This window comes from Priestia sp. FSL W8-0001 (assembly GCF_038050335.1).
Taxonomy (GTDB): Bacteria; Bacillota; Bacilli; order Bacillales; family Bacillaceae_H; genus Priestia; species Priestia flexa.
This window is the reverse complement of record NZ_JBBPAL010000001.1, coordinates 2,941,594-2,955,541: the sequence shown is the minus strand read 5'-3', so window position 1 is coordinate 2,955,541 and position 13,948 is coordinate 2,941,594. Positions and strand designations below refer to the sequence as shown.

The following is a 13,948-nucleotide window of genomic DNA, read 5'->3' as shown; positions in this document are numbered from 1 at the left end:
TGGGAACAGCTAGTGTTCGTCTTTTAGAAGCAATCATTTTGTTATGTCCCAAACTCTTTTTTTGGAAAAAAGACTGTACGAAATTCCCAACACGTATTGTTATGAGGTTTTTGAAGGAAGGAAAAACTTGTCGTGTTGCAATCGTCTCAATATCGGTAACGATAAAATCAATAAGATTGATTTCATCGATAAGGAGGCGGTTTAATGTACGAGCAGTACCTTTCAATTGGACAAGAACTATCAGTTATAAAGGAAGAACTACAAGAACGCCTAATTCAATATGATGGTAATACGAATGAGATGAAATATGAACCCTATAAAGAACGATACGTTATTGATATGATTAAAGCAGATTTAAAAGATGTAGAGCGAGCTTTAGCAAAGCTTGATGTCGGAGCGTTTGGAATCGATGAAAATACGGGGGAACAAATGTGTATTCACAAATTAAAAGTCATCCCAACCGCCAGAACGGAACAAGATTTATTTGTTTTATGGTAAGAAGCGAGAAAAAATATAAAATATATGCTAAAATGCTGTAGTATGGATTCGTTTGACTTTACGGCAGGAGGAAACGGCTTTGTTTTATTATATGATTGCTTTGGCTATTATTATTTTTGACCAGTTAACAAAGTGGATTGTAGTTAAAGAAATGGAACTTGGTGAAAGTATTCCGGTTATTGACAACTTTTTGTATATTACTTCACATCGAAATAGAGGAGCAGCTTGGGGCATTTTACAAGGACAAATGTGGTTTTTTTATGTTATCACCATTATTGTTGTCATAGGGCTTATCGTGTATATTCGGAAGATAAATAAAGCGGATAAGTGGCTTGGAGTAGCGCTTGGACTGATGTTAGGTGGAGCAATAGGGAACTTTATTGACCGTGTTTTTCGCCAAGAAGTGGTGGATTTCGTTAATACATACATTTTCACATACGATTTTCCAATCTTTAACGTTGCGGATTCAGCATTGGTAGTTGGTGTTGGTATTATGTTTATCCTCACGTTATTTGAAGGAAAGCAAAAGAAGGAGAGCACGAAAGAATGAGCGTAGTTGAAATTGTTATTGAAGAAGGACAAAAAAGTGAACGTATCGATAAGGTATTAGCAACTGCTAATACAGAATGGTCACGTTCACAGGTTCAGCAGTGGATTAAAGATGAGTTTGCAAAAGTAAACGGCGATACGGTAAAAGGAAACTATAAATGTAAAGTTGGGGACGTTGTTACATTAGAAGTGCCTGATTTAAAAGAACCGGACATTGTTGCCGAAGAAATGGACCTAGATATTTATTATGAAGATGAAGACGTGCTAGTCGTAAACAAGCCTAGAGGTATGGTTGTTCATCCAGCTCCAGGTCATTATACTGGGACCCTTGTAAACGGCTTAATGGCTCACTGCAAAGATTTATCTGGCATTAACGGAGTAATGAGACCAGGGATTGTACACCGTATTGATAAAGATACGTCTGGACTGCTAATGGTGGCAAAAAATGATATGGCTCATGAATCACTTGTAAATCAGCTCGTTGCTAAAACAGTAACGCGACGTTACAAAGCGATTGTACACGGCGTTATTCAACATGATCATGGTACAATTGATGCACCAATTGGCCGCGATAAGCAAGAGCGTCAAAGTATGACTGTTACGGATGATAGATCTCGCGATGCCGTAACGCATTTTACAGTATTGGAACGCTTTAAAGATTTTTCATTAGTGGAGTGTAAGCTTGAAACGGGAAGAACGCACCAAATTCGCGTTCACATGAAGTACATTGGTTTTCCTCTTGCAGGAGACCCAAAGTATGGGCCAAAAAAGACGCTTCCTATTGAAGGACAAGCACTTCATGCTGGCGTGTTAGGTTTTGTTCACCCTCGTACAAACGAATATATTGAGTTTGAAGCACCTGTACCAAAAGTATTTGAAGAAATGCTGGAGCTACTTAAAAAAAGAAGTTGACAAGAAGTAATGAAACTGTCATACTGTAGATAACTTAATGAGAACCTTTAAAGACAGTCCCGTGAGGCTGAGAAGGAAACGTACAAAACGTGGGTTTTTTATACCCTTTTCTACAGATAAACGTAGGCGTTTTAATCCTCTCACCTTAGCGGTAGAGGATTTTTTTATGTCATAATTGGGGTGAAGAACAGATGAATGTAAAAGCAACTGTACTAGATGACCAAGCAATTCGTCGCGCATTAACAAGAATCGCGCATGAAATTATTGAAAAGAATAAAGGCATTGATAACTGTGTGCTTGTTGGAATTAAGACACGCGGAATTTATATAGCAAAGCGTCTAGCTGAGCGCATCGAACAAATTGAAGGAAAAACGCTACCGGTTGGAGAGCTAGATATTACGCTTTATCGAGATGATTTATCAAAAGTAACGAATAACGATGAGCCGCTTGTAAAGGGGTCGGATATCCCGACGGATATTACAAGCAAGAACGTCATACTGGTTGATGACGTATTGTACACGGGTCGTACGGTTCGTGCAGCGCTGGATGCGCTCATTGATATCGGCAGACCCGAGCTGATTCAGCTGGCTGTGCTTGTGGATCGAGGCCATAGAGAGCTTCCAATTCGTGCAGACTACGTGGGGAAAAACGTACCAACAGCGAAGTCAGAAAAAATTGCCGTTCAGTTAGCAGAAGTTGATGAACTGGACCAAGTAGCTATTTACGAAAAATAATATACACGCCCTTTTAAACGGTAGTCCCGTGAGGCTGCAAAAGGGGGAAACACTGCGTGAAGCGAATGATTCGTCATGTTGCTTCATGCTGTGGAAACCTCTTTGCGCACTTGTGTAAAGAGGTTTTTTTATGGGCGTAAAAGGAGAAGAGAAGAATGAAACAACAGATTGTACTTGATATACACGATCGACCAAGTCCGGTAAAATGGTTAGCCCTTAGTATTCAGCACCTGTTCGCGATGTTTGGAGCGACGATTTTAGTTCCGTTTTTAGTAGGATTAAGCCCGGCAGTAGCACTTGTATCAAGTGGAGTGGGGACACTGGCATTTCTACTGATTACAAGAGGGCAAGTACCCGCTTACCTTGGGTCATCCTTCGCGTTTATCGCACCAATTATTTCAGCGAAAGCAACGCTTGGACCTGAACAGGCCATGGTCGGTTGTTTCCTAGCAGGGCTAGTATACGGAATTGTAGCCCTTGTTATTAAAGGAACAGGAATTAACTGGGTTATGAAGCTATTGCCACCGATTGTAGTAGGGCCCGTTATTATTGTGATTGGCTTGGGCTTAGCTAACACGGCTGTAAGCATGGCGATGAATGATGCTGATGGGAATTATAGCAGTCAGTACCTGCTTGTCGCGCTTGTTACGCTCGCTATTACGGTTATTTGCTCAGTATACTTTAAAAACATAATTAGCTTGATTCCAATCTTCATTGGAATTGTTGGTGGCTATCTGTTTGCCTATACACAAGGCTTAGTAAGCTTAAAAGAAGTAAAAGAAGCACCATTCATTGCAGTCCCAGATTTTTATATCCCATTCGTGTCCTACACGCCATCGATTTCGCTAGGCATCATTCTAGTAATGGTCCCTGTAGCGGTAGTGACGCTTTCAGAACACATTGGACATCTGCTTGTGTTAAATAAGATTATCGATCGTAACTACATCGAAAAGCCAGGTTTGCATCGTACGGTGTTAGGTGATGGAGTTGCAACGATGCTTGCAGGTTTAATGGGAGGTCCTCCGAATACAACATACGGTGAAAACATCGGCGTACTTGCAATTACAAGAGTGTTTAGCGTTTTTGTGCTAGGAGGAGCAGCGGTCATCGCCATCTTGTTTGGATTTAGTGGAAAAGTGACAGCGCTGATTTCGAGCGTACCTTCACCAGTCATGGGCGGTGTATCAATCCTCTTGTTTGGAATTATTGCCGCATCAGGACTGCGCATGATGGTTGACGGACAGGTTGACCTTGGAGATAAACGCAACTTAGTCATCGCATCCATCATTCTCGTATTGGGAGTTGGAGGAGCACACCTGGAGCTTTCTGAACAAGTACAGATCGATGGAATGGCACTTGCAACTATTGTAGGAATCATCTTAAACCTTGTACTACCAAAATCGAAAGAGCAGGAAGCTGTGACTTCAGAAGTAGAAGAAGTACAAGAAAATCAAAAAATTTCATAAACGCCTTTTAAAAGAAATCCAGAGAGGTTTCCAAGGGTGTAGTACAGCGCGTCAAAGACGATGCTTGTTTTCTCACACCCTTTCTATATCAAGAAAGGGTGTTTTTTATTCCACTTACACTGCTAAATAACGTTTAACAAGTTTAACTAACAATCAGTAGAGATGAAGAAAGTCTTCACTGATGGAAGTTCAATTTTATAAAAAGTGAATGAGATGAAACAAAATGGAGGGAATCGATATGAAACATTTAGTGACAGTCTCAACGCTAGAAGTAAATGAAATTCTACAAATCTTAAGTGATGCTGAAAACTATCGAGTAAATCAACGAGGGTGGTACCCGAAGGAAAAGATGTTTGTGGCAAACCTATTTTTTGAAGCGAGCACGAGAACGCGCTGCAGTTTTGAAATGGCTGAGCAAAAGTTAGGTTTAACAACCATCCCTTTTGAAGTGACAACGTCAAGTGTCCAAAAAGGAGAAACTCTTTACGACACCATTGAGACGCTAGCAGCAATTGGAGTTCAATCGGTGGTCATTCGCCATCCAGAAGATCGCTATTATGAAAAACTTCAAGAACAAGTATCGATTCCAATTCTTAATGCAGGGGATGGCTGTGGTCAGCATCCAACGCAGTGCCTGCTGGATTTACTCACGATTCAGCAAGAGTTTGGGTCTTTCAAAGGCTTAAAAATTGCCATTATGGGGGATTTGAGGCATAGTCGCGTTGCCCGTTCAAACGCTGAAATGTTAACAAAACTAGGCGCAACGGTTTATTTCGCTGGACCAGAAGAGTGGCGAGATGAGTCAAATCCATATGGTACATATATAGGCGTGGATGAGGCTATACAAGCTGTTGATGTGGTGATGTTACTTCGAATTCAGTTTGAAAGGCATTCAAAGAACCACTCTACTTTAGAGGAAGAATATCACAGTCGCTACGGCCTTACGGTTGAGCGAGAGAAAAGTATGAAAAATGGCAGCATTATCTTACACCCGGCTCCAGTCAACCGCGGGGTAGAAATTGCGGATGAACTAGTTGAGTGTCAACGCTCAAGAATTTTTAAACAAATGGAAAACGGCGTTTACATCCGAATGGCTGTTTTAGCACGATCATTACAATCAGTTGAAAGGGGAATGAATGATGAAAACAATTATCAAAAATGCTACATGGTTAACTGAGGGAAAGCGTGAAAGAATTGAATTAAAGATTGAAAATGGCACAATCACTGAAATTGCAAGCGAAATTCCCGCAACGGATGAAGAGGTTATTGATGCAAACGGTCATTTAGTAGCACCAGGTTTTATTGATGTGCATGTTCATTTAAGAGAGCCTGGTGGAGAAAAGAAAGAAACAATTGAAACGGGAACGTTAGCAGCTGCCAAAGGTGGATTTACCGCAATTGCAGCTATGCCAAATACCCGCCCGGTACCAGATACTGTTGAACAAATGGAATGGCTGAATAAACAAATTGAAGAAACAGCCCATGTACGTGTGCTACCTTATGCATCCATTACAATTCGTCAGCTTGGAAAAGATCTTACAAACTTTGAAGGGTTAAAAGAAGCCGGAGCATTTGCTTTTACAGATGATGGTGTGGGTGTCCAGTCGACAGGAAAGATGCTAGAAGCAATGAAAACAGCTGCTGAACTAGACAAAGCAATTGTTGCACATTGTGAAGATAATGAACTTATTAACAAAGGGTGTGTACATGACGGAAAGTTTGCAAAAGAGCATGGGCTTAACGGCATTCCATCTATTTGTGAAGCCGTGCAGATTGCAAGAGATGTTCTACTAGCGGAAGAAGCAGGCTGTCACTACCATGTATGTCATGTAAGTACAAAAGAGTCCATTCGTACAATTCGCGATGCGAAAAAAGCAGGCATTCGCGTAACTGCCGAAGTAACGCCGCATCACCTTTTATTAAGCGAAGAAGATATTCCATCGCTTGATGCTAACTTCAAAATGAACCCGCCACTTCGCGGAAAAGAAGATCAACAAGCGCTAATTGAAGCGTTATTAGACGGAACGCTTGATTTCATTGCAACAGACCATGCGCCGCATACGGCTGAAGAAAAAGCGGAAGGGATGGAGCTTGCTCCGTTTGGAATTGTTGGGCTTGAAACCGCGTTTCCACTTCTTTATACAAACTTAGTTTTAAAAGGAGTCATTACATTAGAGCAGCTCATTTCGTACTTAACGAATAAGCCGGCAGAAACGTTTAAGCTTCCATACGGAACGCTTGAAGTTGGAAAACCAGCAGATTTGACGCTCATTGATTTAGAAACAGAAAGAAAGATTAATCCAGCAGAATTTGTATCAAAAGGTAAAAATACACCATTTGCAAACTGGTCTTGCAAGGGCTGGCCAATCATGACATTAGTAGAAGGTAAACAAGTATGGGAGGATGTTAAAGTATGCAACGTCAACTAATTTTAGAAGATGGAACAGTATTTATTGGAGAAGGATTTGGCAGCGAAAGAGAGATGACGGGAGAAGTTGTCTTTAATACAGGCATGACGGGATATCAAGAAATTTTATCAGATCCCTCTTACTGCGCACAAATCGTCACTTTAACATATCCTATGATTGGAAACTACGGAATTAATCGCGATGATTTTGAATCGATTGAACCAGCTGTGCATGGTTTAATTGTGAAAGAAGTTTGCGAAGTCCCATCAAATTTCAGAAGTGAACTTTCAGTTGATGAGTTTTTGAAACAAAAAGACATTCCTGGTTTAGCTGGAATTGATACGCGTAAACTAACGCGTAAAATTCGCCAGCACGGTGCGCTTCGCGGTCGAGTATGCGGGATGGACGTGAACGTAGAAGAGGTAGTTACAGGTCTTAAAAACTACAGCTTGCCAACAGATTCAGTTAAAAAAGTATCAACAACAAATGCATATCCAAGCCCAGGACGCGGTCAAAAAGTAGTACTAGTTGACTATGGAATGAAGCACGGGATTCTTAGAGAATTAACGGCTCGCCAGTGTGACGTCATCGTAGTTCCTTACAACGTGACTGCAGAAGAGGTTCTTCGCTTGAACCCAGATGGGATTATGCTGAGCAATGGACCTGGAGATCCAAAAGATGTGCCGGAAGCTATCGATATGATTAACGGAATTTTAGGAAAAGTACCTTTGTTCGGAATTTGTTTAGGACATCAATTATTTTCATTAGCCTGCGGGGCAGATACAGAGAAAATGAAGTTTGGTCATAGAGGTTCTAATCATCCTGTAAAAGATTTACGAACAAACAAAGTTGCTCTTACTTCTCAAAACCATGGCTATACGGTGCGTGAAGCATCACTAGAAAACACGGATTTAGAAGTTACGCATATCGCGTTAAATGATGGAACAGTTGAAGGAGTTAAACATACGAAGTATCCAGCGTTCACCGTACAATATCATCCAGAAGCATCACCTGGACCAGAGGACGCAAACGGATTATTTAATGAATTTATGGAACTTATGAAAAACAATCAGAAAGTAGGTAATTGCTAATGCCAAAACGTCAAGATATTCAAACTATTTTAGTAATCGGATCAGGTCCAATCGTCATTGGTCAAGCAGCAGAATTTGATTATGCTGGTGCACAAGCATGTATTGCATTAAAAGAAGAAGGGTACAAAGTTATTCTTGTAAACTCCAACCCTGCAACGATTATGACGGATTCCGAGATGGCAGATAAAGTATATATCGAACCTCTAACGGTTGAGTTTGTAAGTTCAATTATTCGTAAAGAGCGCCCAGATGCGTTACTCCCAACACTTGGAGGACAAACGGGACTAAACTTAGCTGTTGAGCTTCACAACACAGGTATTTTAGAAGAATTTAACGTTGAAATTCTTGGTACAAAGTTATCAGCTATTGAACAAGCAGAAGATCGTGAGCAGTTCCGCTCTCTAATGAACGACCTAAACCAGCCGGTTCCAGCAAGTGAAATTATCCATACGCTTGACGAAGCATATTCATTCGTTGAACAAGTAGATTATCCAGTTATTGTTCGTCCAGCATACACGTTAGGCGGAACAGGCGGCGGTATTTGTCATAATGAACAAGAACTCATTGAAATTGTCACAAGCGGTTTGAAAAACAGTCCGGTAACGCAATGTCTATTAGAAAAAAGTATTGCTGGATTTAAGGAAATTGAATATGAAGTAATGCGTGATGCAAACGATAATGCAATTGTTGTATGTAACATGGAAAACTTTGACCCAGTAGGGATTCACACGGGTGATTCTATCGTTGTAGCACCAAGTCAAACGTTAAGCGATCGTGAATATCAGCTATTACGAAATGCTTCACTAACGATTATTCGAGCATTAAAGATTGAAGGTGGATGTAACGTTCAGCTAGCGCTGGACCCAGAAAGCTTTCAATACTATGTCATTGAAGTAAATCCGCGCGTAAGCCGTTCTTCAGCACTTGCATCGAAAGCGACAGGATATCCAATTGCAAAGCTAGCAGCTAAAATTGCTGTTGGATTAACTCTAGATGAAATGATGAATCCTGTTACAGGAAAAACGTATGCATGCTTTGAACCAGCGCTTGATTACATCGTATCAAAAATTCCACGCTGGCCGTTTGATAAATTTGAATCAGCTAACCGTAAGCTTGGAACACAAATGAAAGCAACAGGCGAAGTAATGGCAATTGGTCGTACGTTTGAAGAGTCACTTCTAAAGGCTGTTCGTTCGCTAGAAGCAAATGTTCATCACTTAGAGCTTAAAGACGCGCATGAGTTTAGCGATGAAATCATTGAAAAGCGAATTCGTAAAGCAGGCGATGAGCGTTTATTCTACATCGCTGAAGCGATTCGCCGCGGCGTAACGATCGAGCAGATCCACGATTGGAGTAAGATTGACTTATTCTTCTTAGTGAAGCTTGAACGAATAATTGCATTTGAAGCTGTGTTAAAAGAAGAGATTCATAATATTGAAGTGTTACAGAAAGCAAAAGAAATGGGATTTGCAGATGATACCATTGCGAAGCTGTGGAATCAATCAGAGCGTGAAGTATATGATTTCCGCAAGCAAAATGGCGTAACACCAGTTTATAAAACAGTTGATACATGCGCAGCAGAGTTTGAATCAAGCACACCTTACTTCTATGGGACATTTGAAGAGGAAAACGAGTCAACCGTAACGGAGCGCAAGAGTGTGATGGTATTAGGATCTGGTCCGATTCGTATCGGTCAAGGAATTGAATTCGACTATGCGACGGTGCATTCCGTATGGGCAATTAAAGAGGCTGGTTACGAAGCAATCATTGTTAACAACAATCCAGAAACCGTTTCGACTGACTTCAGTATCTCAGATAAATTATATTTTGAGCCGCTTACGGTAGAAGATGTAATGCATATTATCGACTTAGAAAAGCCAGAAGGTGTGGTTGTTCAGTTCGGTGGACAAACAGCTATCAATCTAGCAGAAGAGCTTGCAGCAAGAGGTGTAAAAATCTTAGGAACATCTCTAGAAAGCTTAGATGCAGCCGAAGATCGTAAAAAGTTTGAAGCAACGCTCGCTCGATTAGATGTACCGCAACCCTTAGGTAAAACTGTAACTTCAGTTGAAGAAGCAGTCGTTGTTGCAAGTGAAATCGGCTATCCAGTTCTTGTTCGTCCTTCTTATGTACTAGGTGGACGTGCAATGGAAATTGTATACAAAGAAGAAGAGCTGCTGCATTACATGAAAAATGCAGTAAAAGTACACGCAGACCACCCTGTTTTAATCGACCGTTACTTAACGGGTAAAGAGATTGAAGTAGATGCAATCTCTGATGGTGAAACAGTGGTTATTCCAGGAATTATGGAGCACGTAGAGCGCGCAGGTGTCCACTCAGGTGATTCAATTGCAGTCTACCCTCCTCAAACATTATCAGAGGAAGTAAAAAACACGATTATCGACTATACAACAAGAATTGCGAAAGGCTTAAATATTATCGGACTGCTGAACATTCAGTTTGTTCTATCAAAAGGGGAGGTTTATGTACTAGAAGTAAACCCACGCTCAAGTCGTACGGTACCGTTCTTAAGTAAAATTACGCGCATTCCAATGGCTAATGTTGCGACAAAAGTGATTTTAGGAACAAGCCTAAAAGATCTCGGCTACGAGTCTGGTCTACATCCAGAAGAAGAAGGCGTGTATGTAAAAGTACCGGTGTTCTCATTTGCGAAGCTACGCCGTGTTGATATTACGCTTGGACCAGAAATGAAGTCAACGGGTGAAGTAATGGGACAAGATTCTACGTATGAAAAAGCTCTTTACAAAGGCTTAATTGCGTCGGGAATGTCAATCAAACCATACGGCTCAGTACTGATGACGGTAGCAGATAAAGACAAAGAAGAAGCAACGGAGCTTGCAAAACGCTTTGCCGATATCGGTTATCAAGTTATTGCAACAGAAGGAACAGCAGAAGTATTCGAAAAAGAAAACATTCGCGTGAAAGTGGTAAACAAAATTCACGACCAAGATCATAACCTACTTGATGTCATTCGCACAGGTGAAGCGCAGCTTGTGGTTAACACATTAACAAAAGGTAAGCAACCGGCTCGTGATGGATTTAAAATTCGTCGTGAAGCAGTTGAAAATGGCGTACCTTGCTTAACGTCACTAGATACAGCAGAAGCAATTCTACGCGTACTTGAAACAATTAGCTTCCACACCGTACCGATGAAAGAAGCGCGCCCAGCTCGTGAGGTGACAACTGTATGAAAAAACATGAAATGATGCAAGTCGTCAAGCAGCGTCCTTTAACTCATAACGTTTACGAATTAACACTGAAAGGCGAGCTTGTTCGTTTCATGAATGAGCCTGGTCAGTTCGTTCACATTCGCGTTGAGAATCAGTATTTACCCCTTCTAAGAAGGCCGATTAGCATCGCTGAAATTAACCAACATGCAAATGAGTTTAAGATGATTTATCGTGCGGAAGGTGCAGGAACAAAGCTACTTGCTAGCAAGCAGTCAGGCGAAGCAGTAGATGTGTTAGGACCTTTAGGTCACGGGTTTCCGACAGATGTGCTAGAAAGTGGGAAAACAGCTGTATTGGTAGGTGGAGGGATTGGAGTTCCTCCTCTATACGAGCTGTCCAAACGCTTAATGGCAAAAGGAATCAAGGTTGTTCATGTACTTGGATTTCAGTCAGCTGCGGATGTGTTTTATGAAGAAGAATTTAACGAACTAGGAGACACGCATATTGCAACGGTGGACGGAACTTTGGGTACAAAAGGGTTTGTAACGGACGTAATTGATCGACTTCAACTGCCGTACGACACGATGTTTTCTTGTGGCCCAACGCCCATGCTACGTGCTTTAGAAGCAAACTATAGCGATAAGCCCCTTTATATTTCATTAGAGGAAAGAATGGGCTGTGGAATTGGAGCTTGTTTTGCATGTGTATGTCGTCAAGCTGAAGAGTCTAATGCATATAAGAAAATTTGTAGTGATGGACCCGTTTTCCAAGCAGGGGAGGTGCTTTTATGAACATGCTTCAAACGAAATTACCAGGATTAAATTTAAAAAATCCCATCATGCCAGCTTCGGGATGCTTTGGGTTTGGAAGAGAGTATGCACAGTTTTATTCATTGGATACGCTTGGAGCTATCATGATTAAAGCTACAACTGCGGAAACAAGGTTTGGAAATCCAACACCGCGCGTGGCAGAAACCCAAGCAGGGATGCTAAATGCAATTGGATTACAAAACCCAGGGTTAGAAAAAGTTATGTCAGAAGAGTTAGTATGGCTTCAAAAATACGATGTACCCATTATTGCAAACGTTGCAGGTGCATCTGTTGAAGAGTACGTAGAAGTGGCAAAGAAGATTTCAACTGCTTCAAATGTAAAAGCATTAGAGTTAAATATTTCATGTCCAAACGTAAAAGAAGGTGGCATCGCTTTTGGCGTTGATCCAGTGATTGCTGCTCGCTTAACAAAAGCGGTAAAAGAGGTATCGGAAGTGCCTGTATACGTTAAGTTATCTCCGAACGTGTCAAATATTGTAGAGATGGCTACAGCAGTAGAATCAGCGGGAGCAGATGGATTAACGATGATTAATACGCTTTTGGGAATGCGTCTTGATTTAAAAACGGCACAGCCGGTGTTAGCAAACGGAACTGGCGGATTATCAGGTCCGGCAATTAAGCCAGTAGCTATTCGTATGGTGCATGAAGTGAGCCAAAAAGTAAATATTCCAATCATTGGAATGGGTGGAGTGACGACGGCTGAAGATGCGCTGGAATTTTTATACGCAGGTGCGAGCGCAGTTGCAGTAGGAACAGCAAACTTTGTAGATCCTTACGTCTGTCCAACTATCATCGATGAGCTGCCAAAATTAATTAATTCTTTAGGGTATGAGCATGTATCTGAATGTGTAGGAAGGAGCTGGAAAAAACATGAAAAAGCCGTTTATCATTGCTCTTGATTTTTCATCACTTCATGATGTGAAAAATTTTTTAGCACCGTTTCAAGGAGAGTCTCTTTATGTGAAAGTAGGAATGGAGCTTTTCTATAAAGAAGGGTTAGCAATCGTTTCTTATTTAAAAGAGCAGGGACATGAAATTTTTCTAGACTTGAAGCTTCATGATATTCCGAATACAGTGAAAAATGGAATGAAATCATTGGCTTCTCTAGACGTTGATTTAGTGAACGTTCATGCGGCCGGAGGTACACACATGATGCAATCGGCTCTTGAAGGGCTGGAAGCAGGTACTTCTGCTGGTAAACAGCGCCCGCTATGCATCGCAGTGACTCAGCTCACAAGCACATCTGATACAATGTTGAAAGAGCAGCAGCTTATTACACATTCAATGCAAGAAGTTGTAACACATTATGCTTCTCTTGCTCATCAAAGCAAATTAGATGGTGTGGTATGCTCAACTCATGAAGTGCCAAGCATACGTAAGGCTGTAGGTAAATCGTTTTTAACCGTAACGCCTGGAATTCGAATGGCGCTTGATTCAAATGATGATCAAGTACGAGTAGCAACACCTGAGCTTGCGAGAGAATACGGAGCAAGTGCTATTGTAGTAGGACGCTCTGTGACAAACGCAAGCAATCCAGTAGAAGCTTATTACCAAATGTTAAAGCAATGGAAAGGGGAGCATGTATCACAATGACAAACTTACGAAAAGAAATCGCCAAACAACTAATTGATATCCAGGCAGTTAGCCTTCAACCAGATCACCCATTTACATGGGCTTCTGGAATTAAATCTCCCATCTATTGTGATAATCGCCTAACGCTATCTTATCCAGGTGTTCGAAAAGAGATTGCTAAAGGTTTGCAAAGTTTGATTAAAACATATTTTGCAAATGCAGAAGTAATTGCAGGAACGGCAACGGCTGGAATTCCACATGCAGCGTGGGTGAGCGAAGCGCTTGAGTTACCGATGTGCTATGTTCGCAGTAAAGCGAAGGGACATGGTCGTGGTAACCAAATTGAAGGAAAAGTAAAAGAAGGTCAAAAGGTCGTTGTAATTGAAGACTTAATCTCAACTGGGGGCAGTGTTCTGACAGCAGTGAATGCGTTAAAAGAACAAGGCTGCAACGTACTGGGTGTCGTATCTATCTTTACATACGAACTGGAAAAAGCGCGTCAGTTATTTAAAGAAGAAGGTTTGCAGGTTTACTCATTAACGGATTATTCAACGCTTGTAGAAGCGGCAAGTGAAGCAGGATACATCCAGGAAGCTGCAATGAAAAAGCTCTTTAAATGGAGAGAAAACCCTTCAGATCCAGCTTGGATGACAGCTGAAGAAACGGTTTAACCTAAATGAAAAAGCGTGTCCATGAT

General features: G+C 41.3%; 13 protein-coding genes. All 13 read left to right on the top strand.

The features are described from left to right. Window positions 1-204 precede the first annotated feature (204 nt). The gene (locus MKZ18_RS15645) at window positions 205-498 is read left to right on the top strand and encodes a conjugal transfer protein TraR (protein WP_025909059.1); all 294 of its coding nucleotides are present in this window, start codon (window positions 205-207) and stop codon (window positions 496-498) included. Window positions 499-577: 79 nt separating this feature from the next. After that, the gene (gene lspA / locus MKZ18_RS15640) at window positions 578-1,048 is read left to right on the top strand and encodes a signal peptidase II (protein ID WP_025909058.1); all 471 of its coding nucleotides are present in this window, start codon (window positions 578-580) and stop codon (window positions 1,046-1,048) included. Continuing rightward, window positions 1,045-1,959, top strand: a complete 915-nt coding sequence (locus MKZ18_RS15635) for an RluA family pseudouridine synthase (protein WP_025909057.1) — start codon at window positions 1,045-1,047, stop codon at window positions 1,957-1,959. Before lspA ends, MKZ18_RS15635 begins: the two co-directional genes overlap by 4 nt. Window positions 1,960-2,150: 191 nt before the next feature. Beyond that, window positions 2,151-2,693, top strand: a complete 543-nt coding sequence (pyrR, locus tag MKZ18_RS15630) for a bifunctional pyr operon transcriptional regulator/uracil phosphoribosyltransferase PyrR (protein ID WP_025909056.1) — start codon at window positions 2,151-2,153, stop codon at window positions 2,691-2,693. A gap of 155 nt (window positions 2,694-2,848) precedes the next feature. Further along, on the top strand, window positions 2,849-4,159 hold the full coding sequence (locus tag MKZ18_RS15625) for a uracil-xanthine permease family protein (RefSeq protein WP_225001498.1): 1,311 nt from the start codon (window positions 2,849-2,851) through the stop codon (window positions 4,157-4,159). Window positions 4,160-4,397: 238 nt separating this feature from the next. After that, on the top strand, window positions 4,398-5,336 hold the full coding sequence (locus MKZ18_RS15620) for an aspartate carbamoyltransferase catalytic subunit (protein WP_225001497.1): 939 nt from the start codon (window positions 4,398-4,400) through the stop codon (window positions 5,334-5,336). After that, window positions 5,299-6,588: a dihydroorotase gene (locus MKZ18_RS15615; protein WP_340842985.1), complete on the top strand. Its 1,290-nt coding sequence runs from the start codon at window positions 5,299-5,301 to the stop codon at window positions 6,586-6,588. Before MKZ18_RS15620 ends, MKZ18_RS15615 begins: the two co-directional genes overlap by 38 nt. After that, entirely contained in the window at window positions 6,573-7,658 is a 1,086-nt protein-coding gene (locus MKZ18_RS15610; RefSeq protein WP_025909052.1) for a carbamoyl phosphate synthase small subunit, read from the top strand. Before MKZ18_RS15615 ends, MKZ18_RS15610 begins: the two co-directional genes overlap by 16 nt. Beyond that, on the top strand, window positions 7,658-10,870 hold the full coding sequence (gene carB, locus MKZ18_RS15605) for a carbamoyl-phosphate synthase large subunit (protein WP_340842335.1): 3,213 nt from the start codon (window positions 7,658-7,660) through the stop codon (window positions 10,868-10,870). Before MKZ18_RS15610 ends, carB begins: the two co-directional genes overlap by 1 nt. Next, window positions 10,867-11,640, top strand: a complete 774-nt coding sequence (locus tag MKZ18_RS15600; RefSeq protein ID WP_025909050.1) for a dihydroorotate dehydrogenase electron transfer subunit — start codon at window positions 10,867-10,869, stop codon at window positions 11,638-11,640. Before carB ends, MKZ18_RS15600 begins: the two co-directional genes overlap by 4 nt. Next, on the top strand, window positions 11,637-12,578 hold the full coding sequence (locus MKZ18_RS15595; protein ID WP_061784606.1) for a dihydroorotate dehydrogenase: 942 nt from the start codon (window positions 11,637-11,639) through the stop codon (window positions 12,576-12,578). The genes MKZ18_RS15600 and MKZ18_RS15595 overlap by 4 nt, the downstream gene beginning before the upstream one ends. Beyond that, on the top strand, window positions 12,550-13,272 hold the full coding sequence (gene pyrF / locus MKZ18_RS15590; protein ID WP_025909048.1) for an orotidine-5'-phosphate decarboxylase: 723 nt from the start codon (window positions 12,550-12,552) through the stop codon (window positions 13,270-13,272). Before MKZ18_RS15595 ends, pyrF begins: the two co-directional genes overlap by 29 nt. Beyond that, entirely contained in the window at window positions 13,269-13,922 is a 654-nt protein-coding gene (gene pyrE, locus MKZ18_RS15585; RefSeq protein ID WP_025909047.1) for an orotate phosphoribosyltransferase, read from the top strand. Before pyrF ends, pyrE begins: the two co-directional genes overlap by 4 nt. Window positions 13,923-13,948 lie beyond the last annotated feature (26 nt).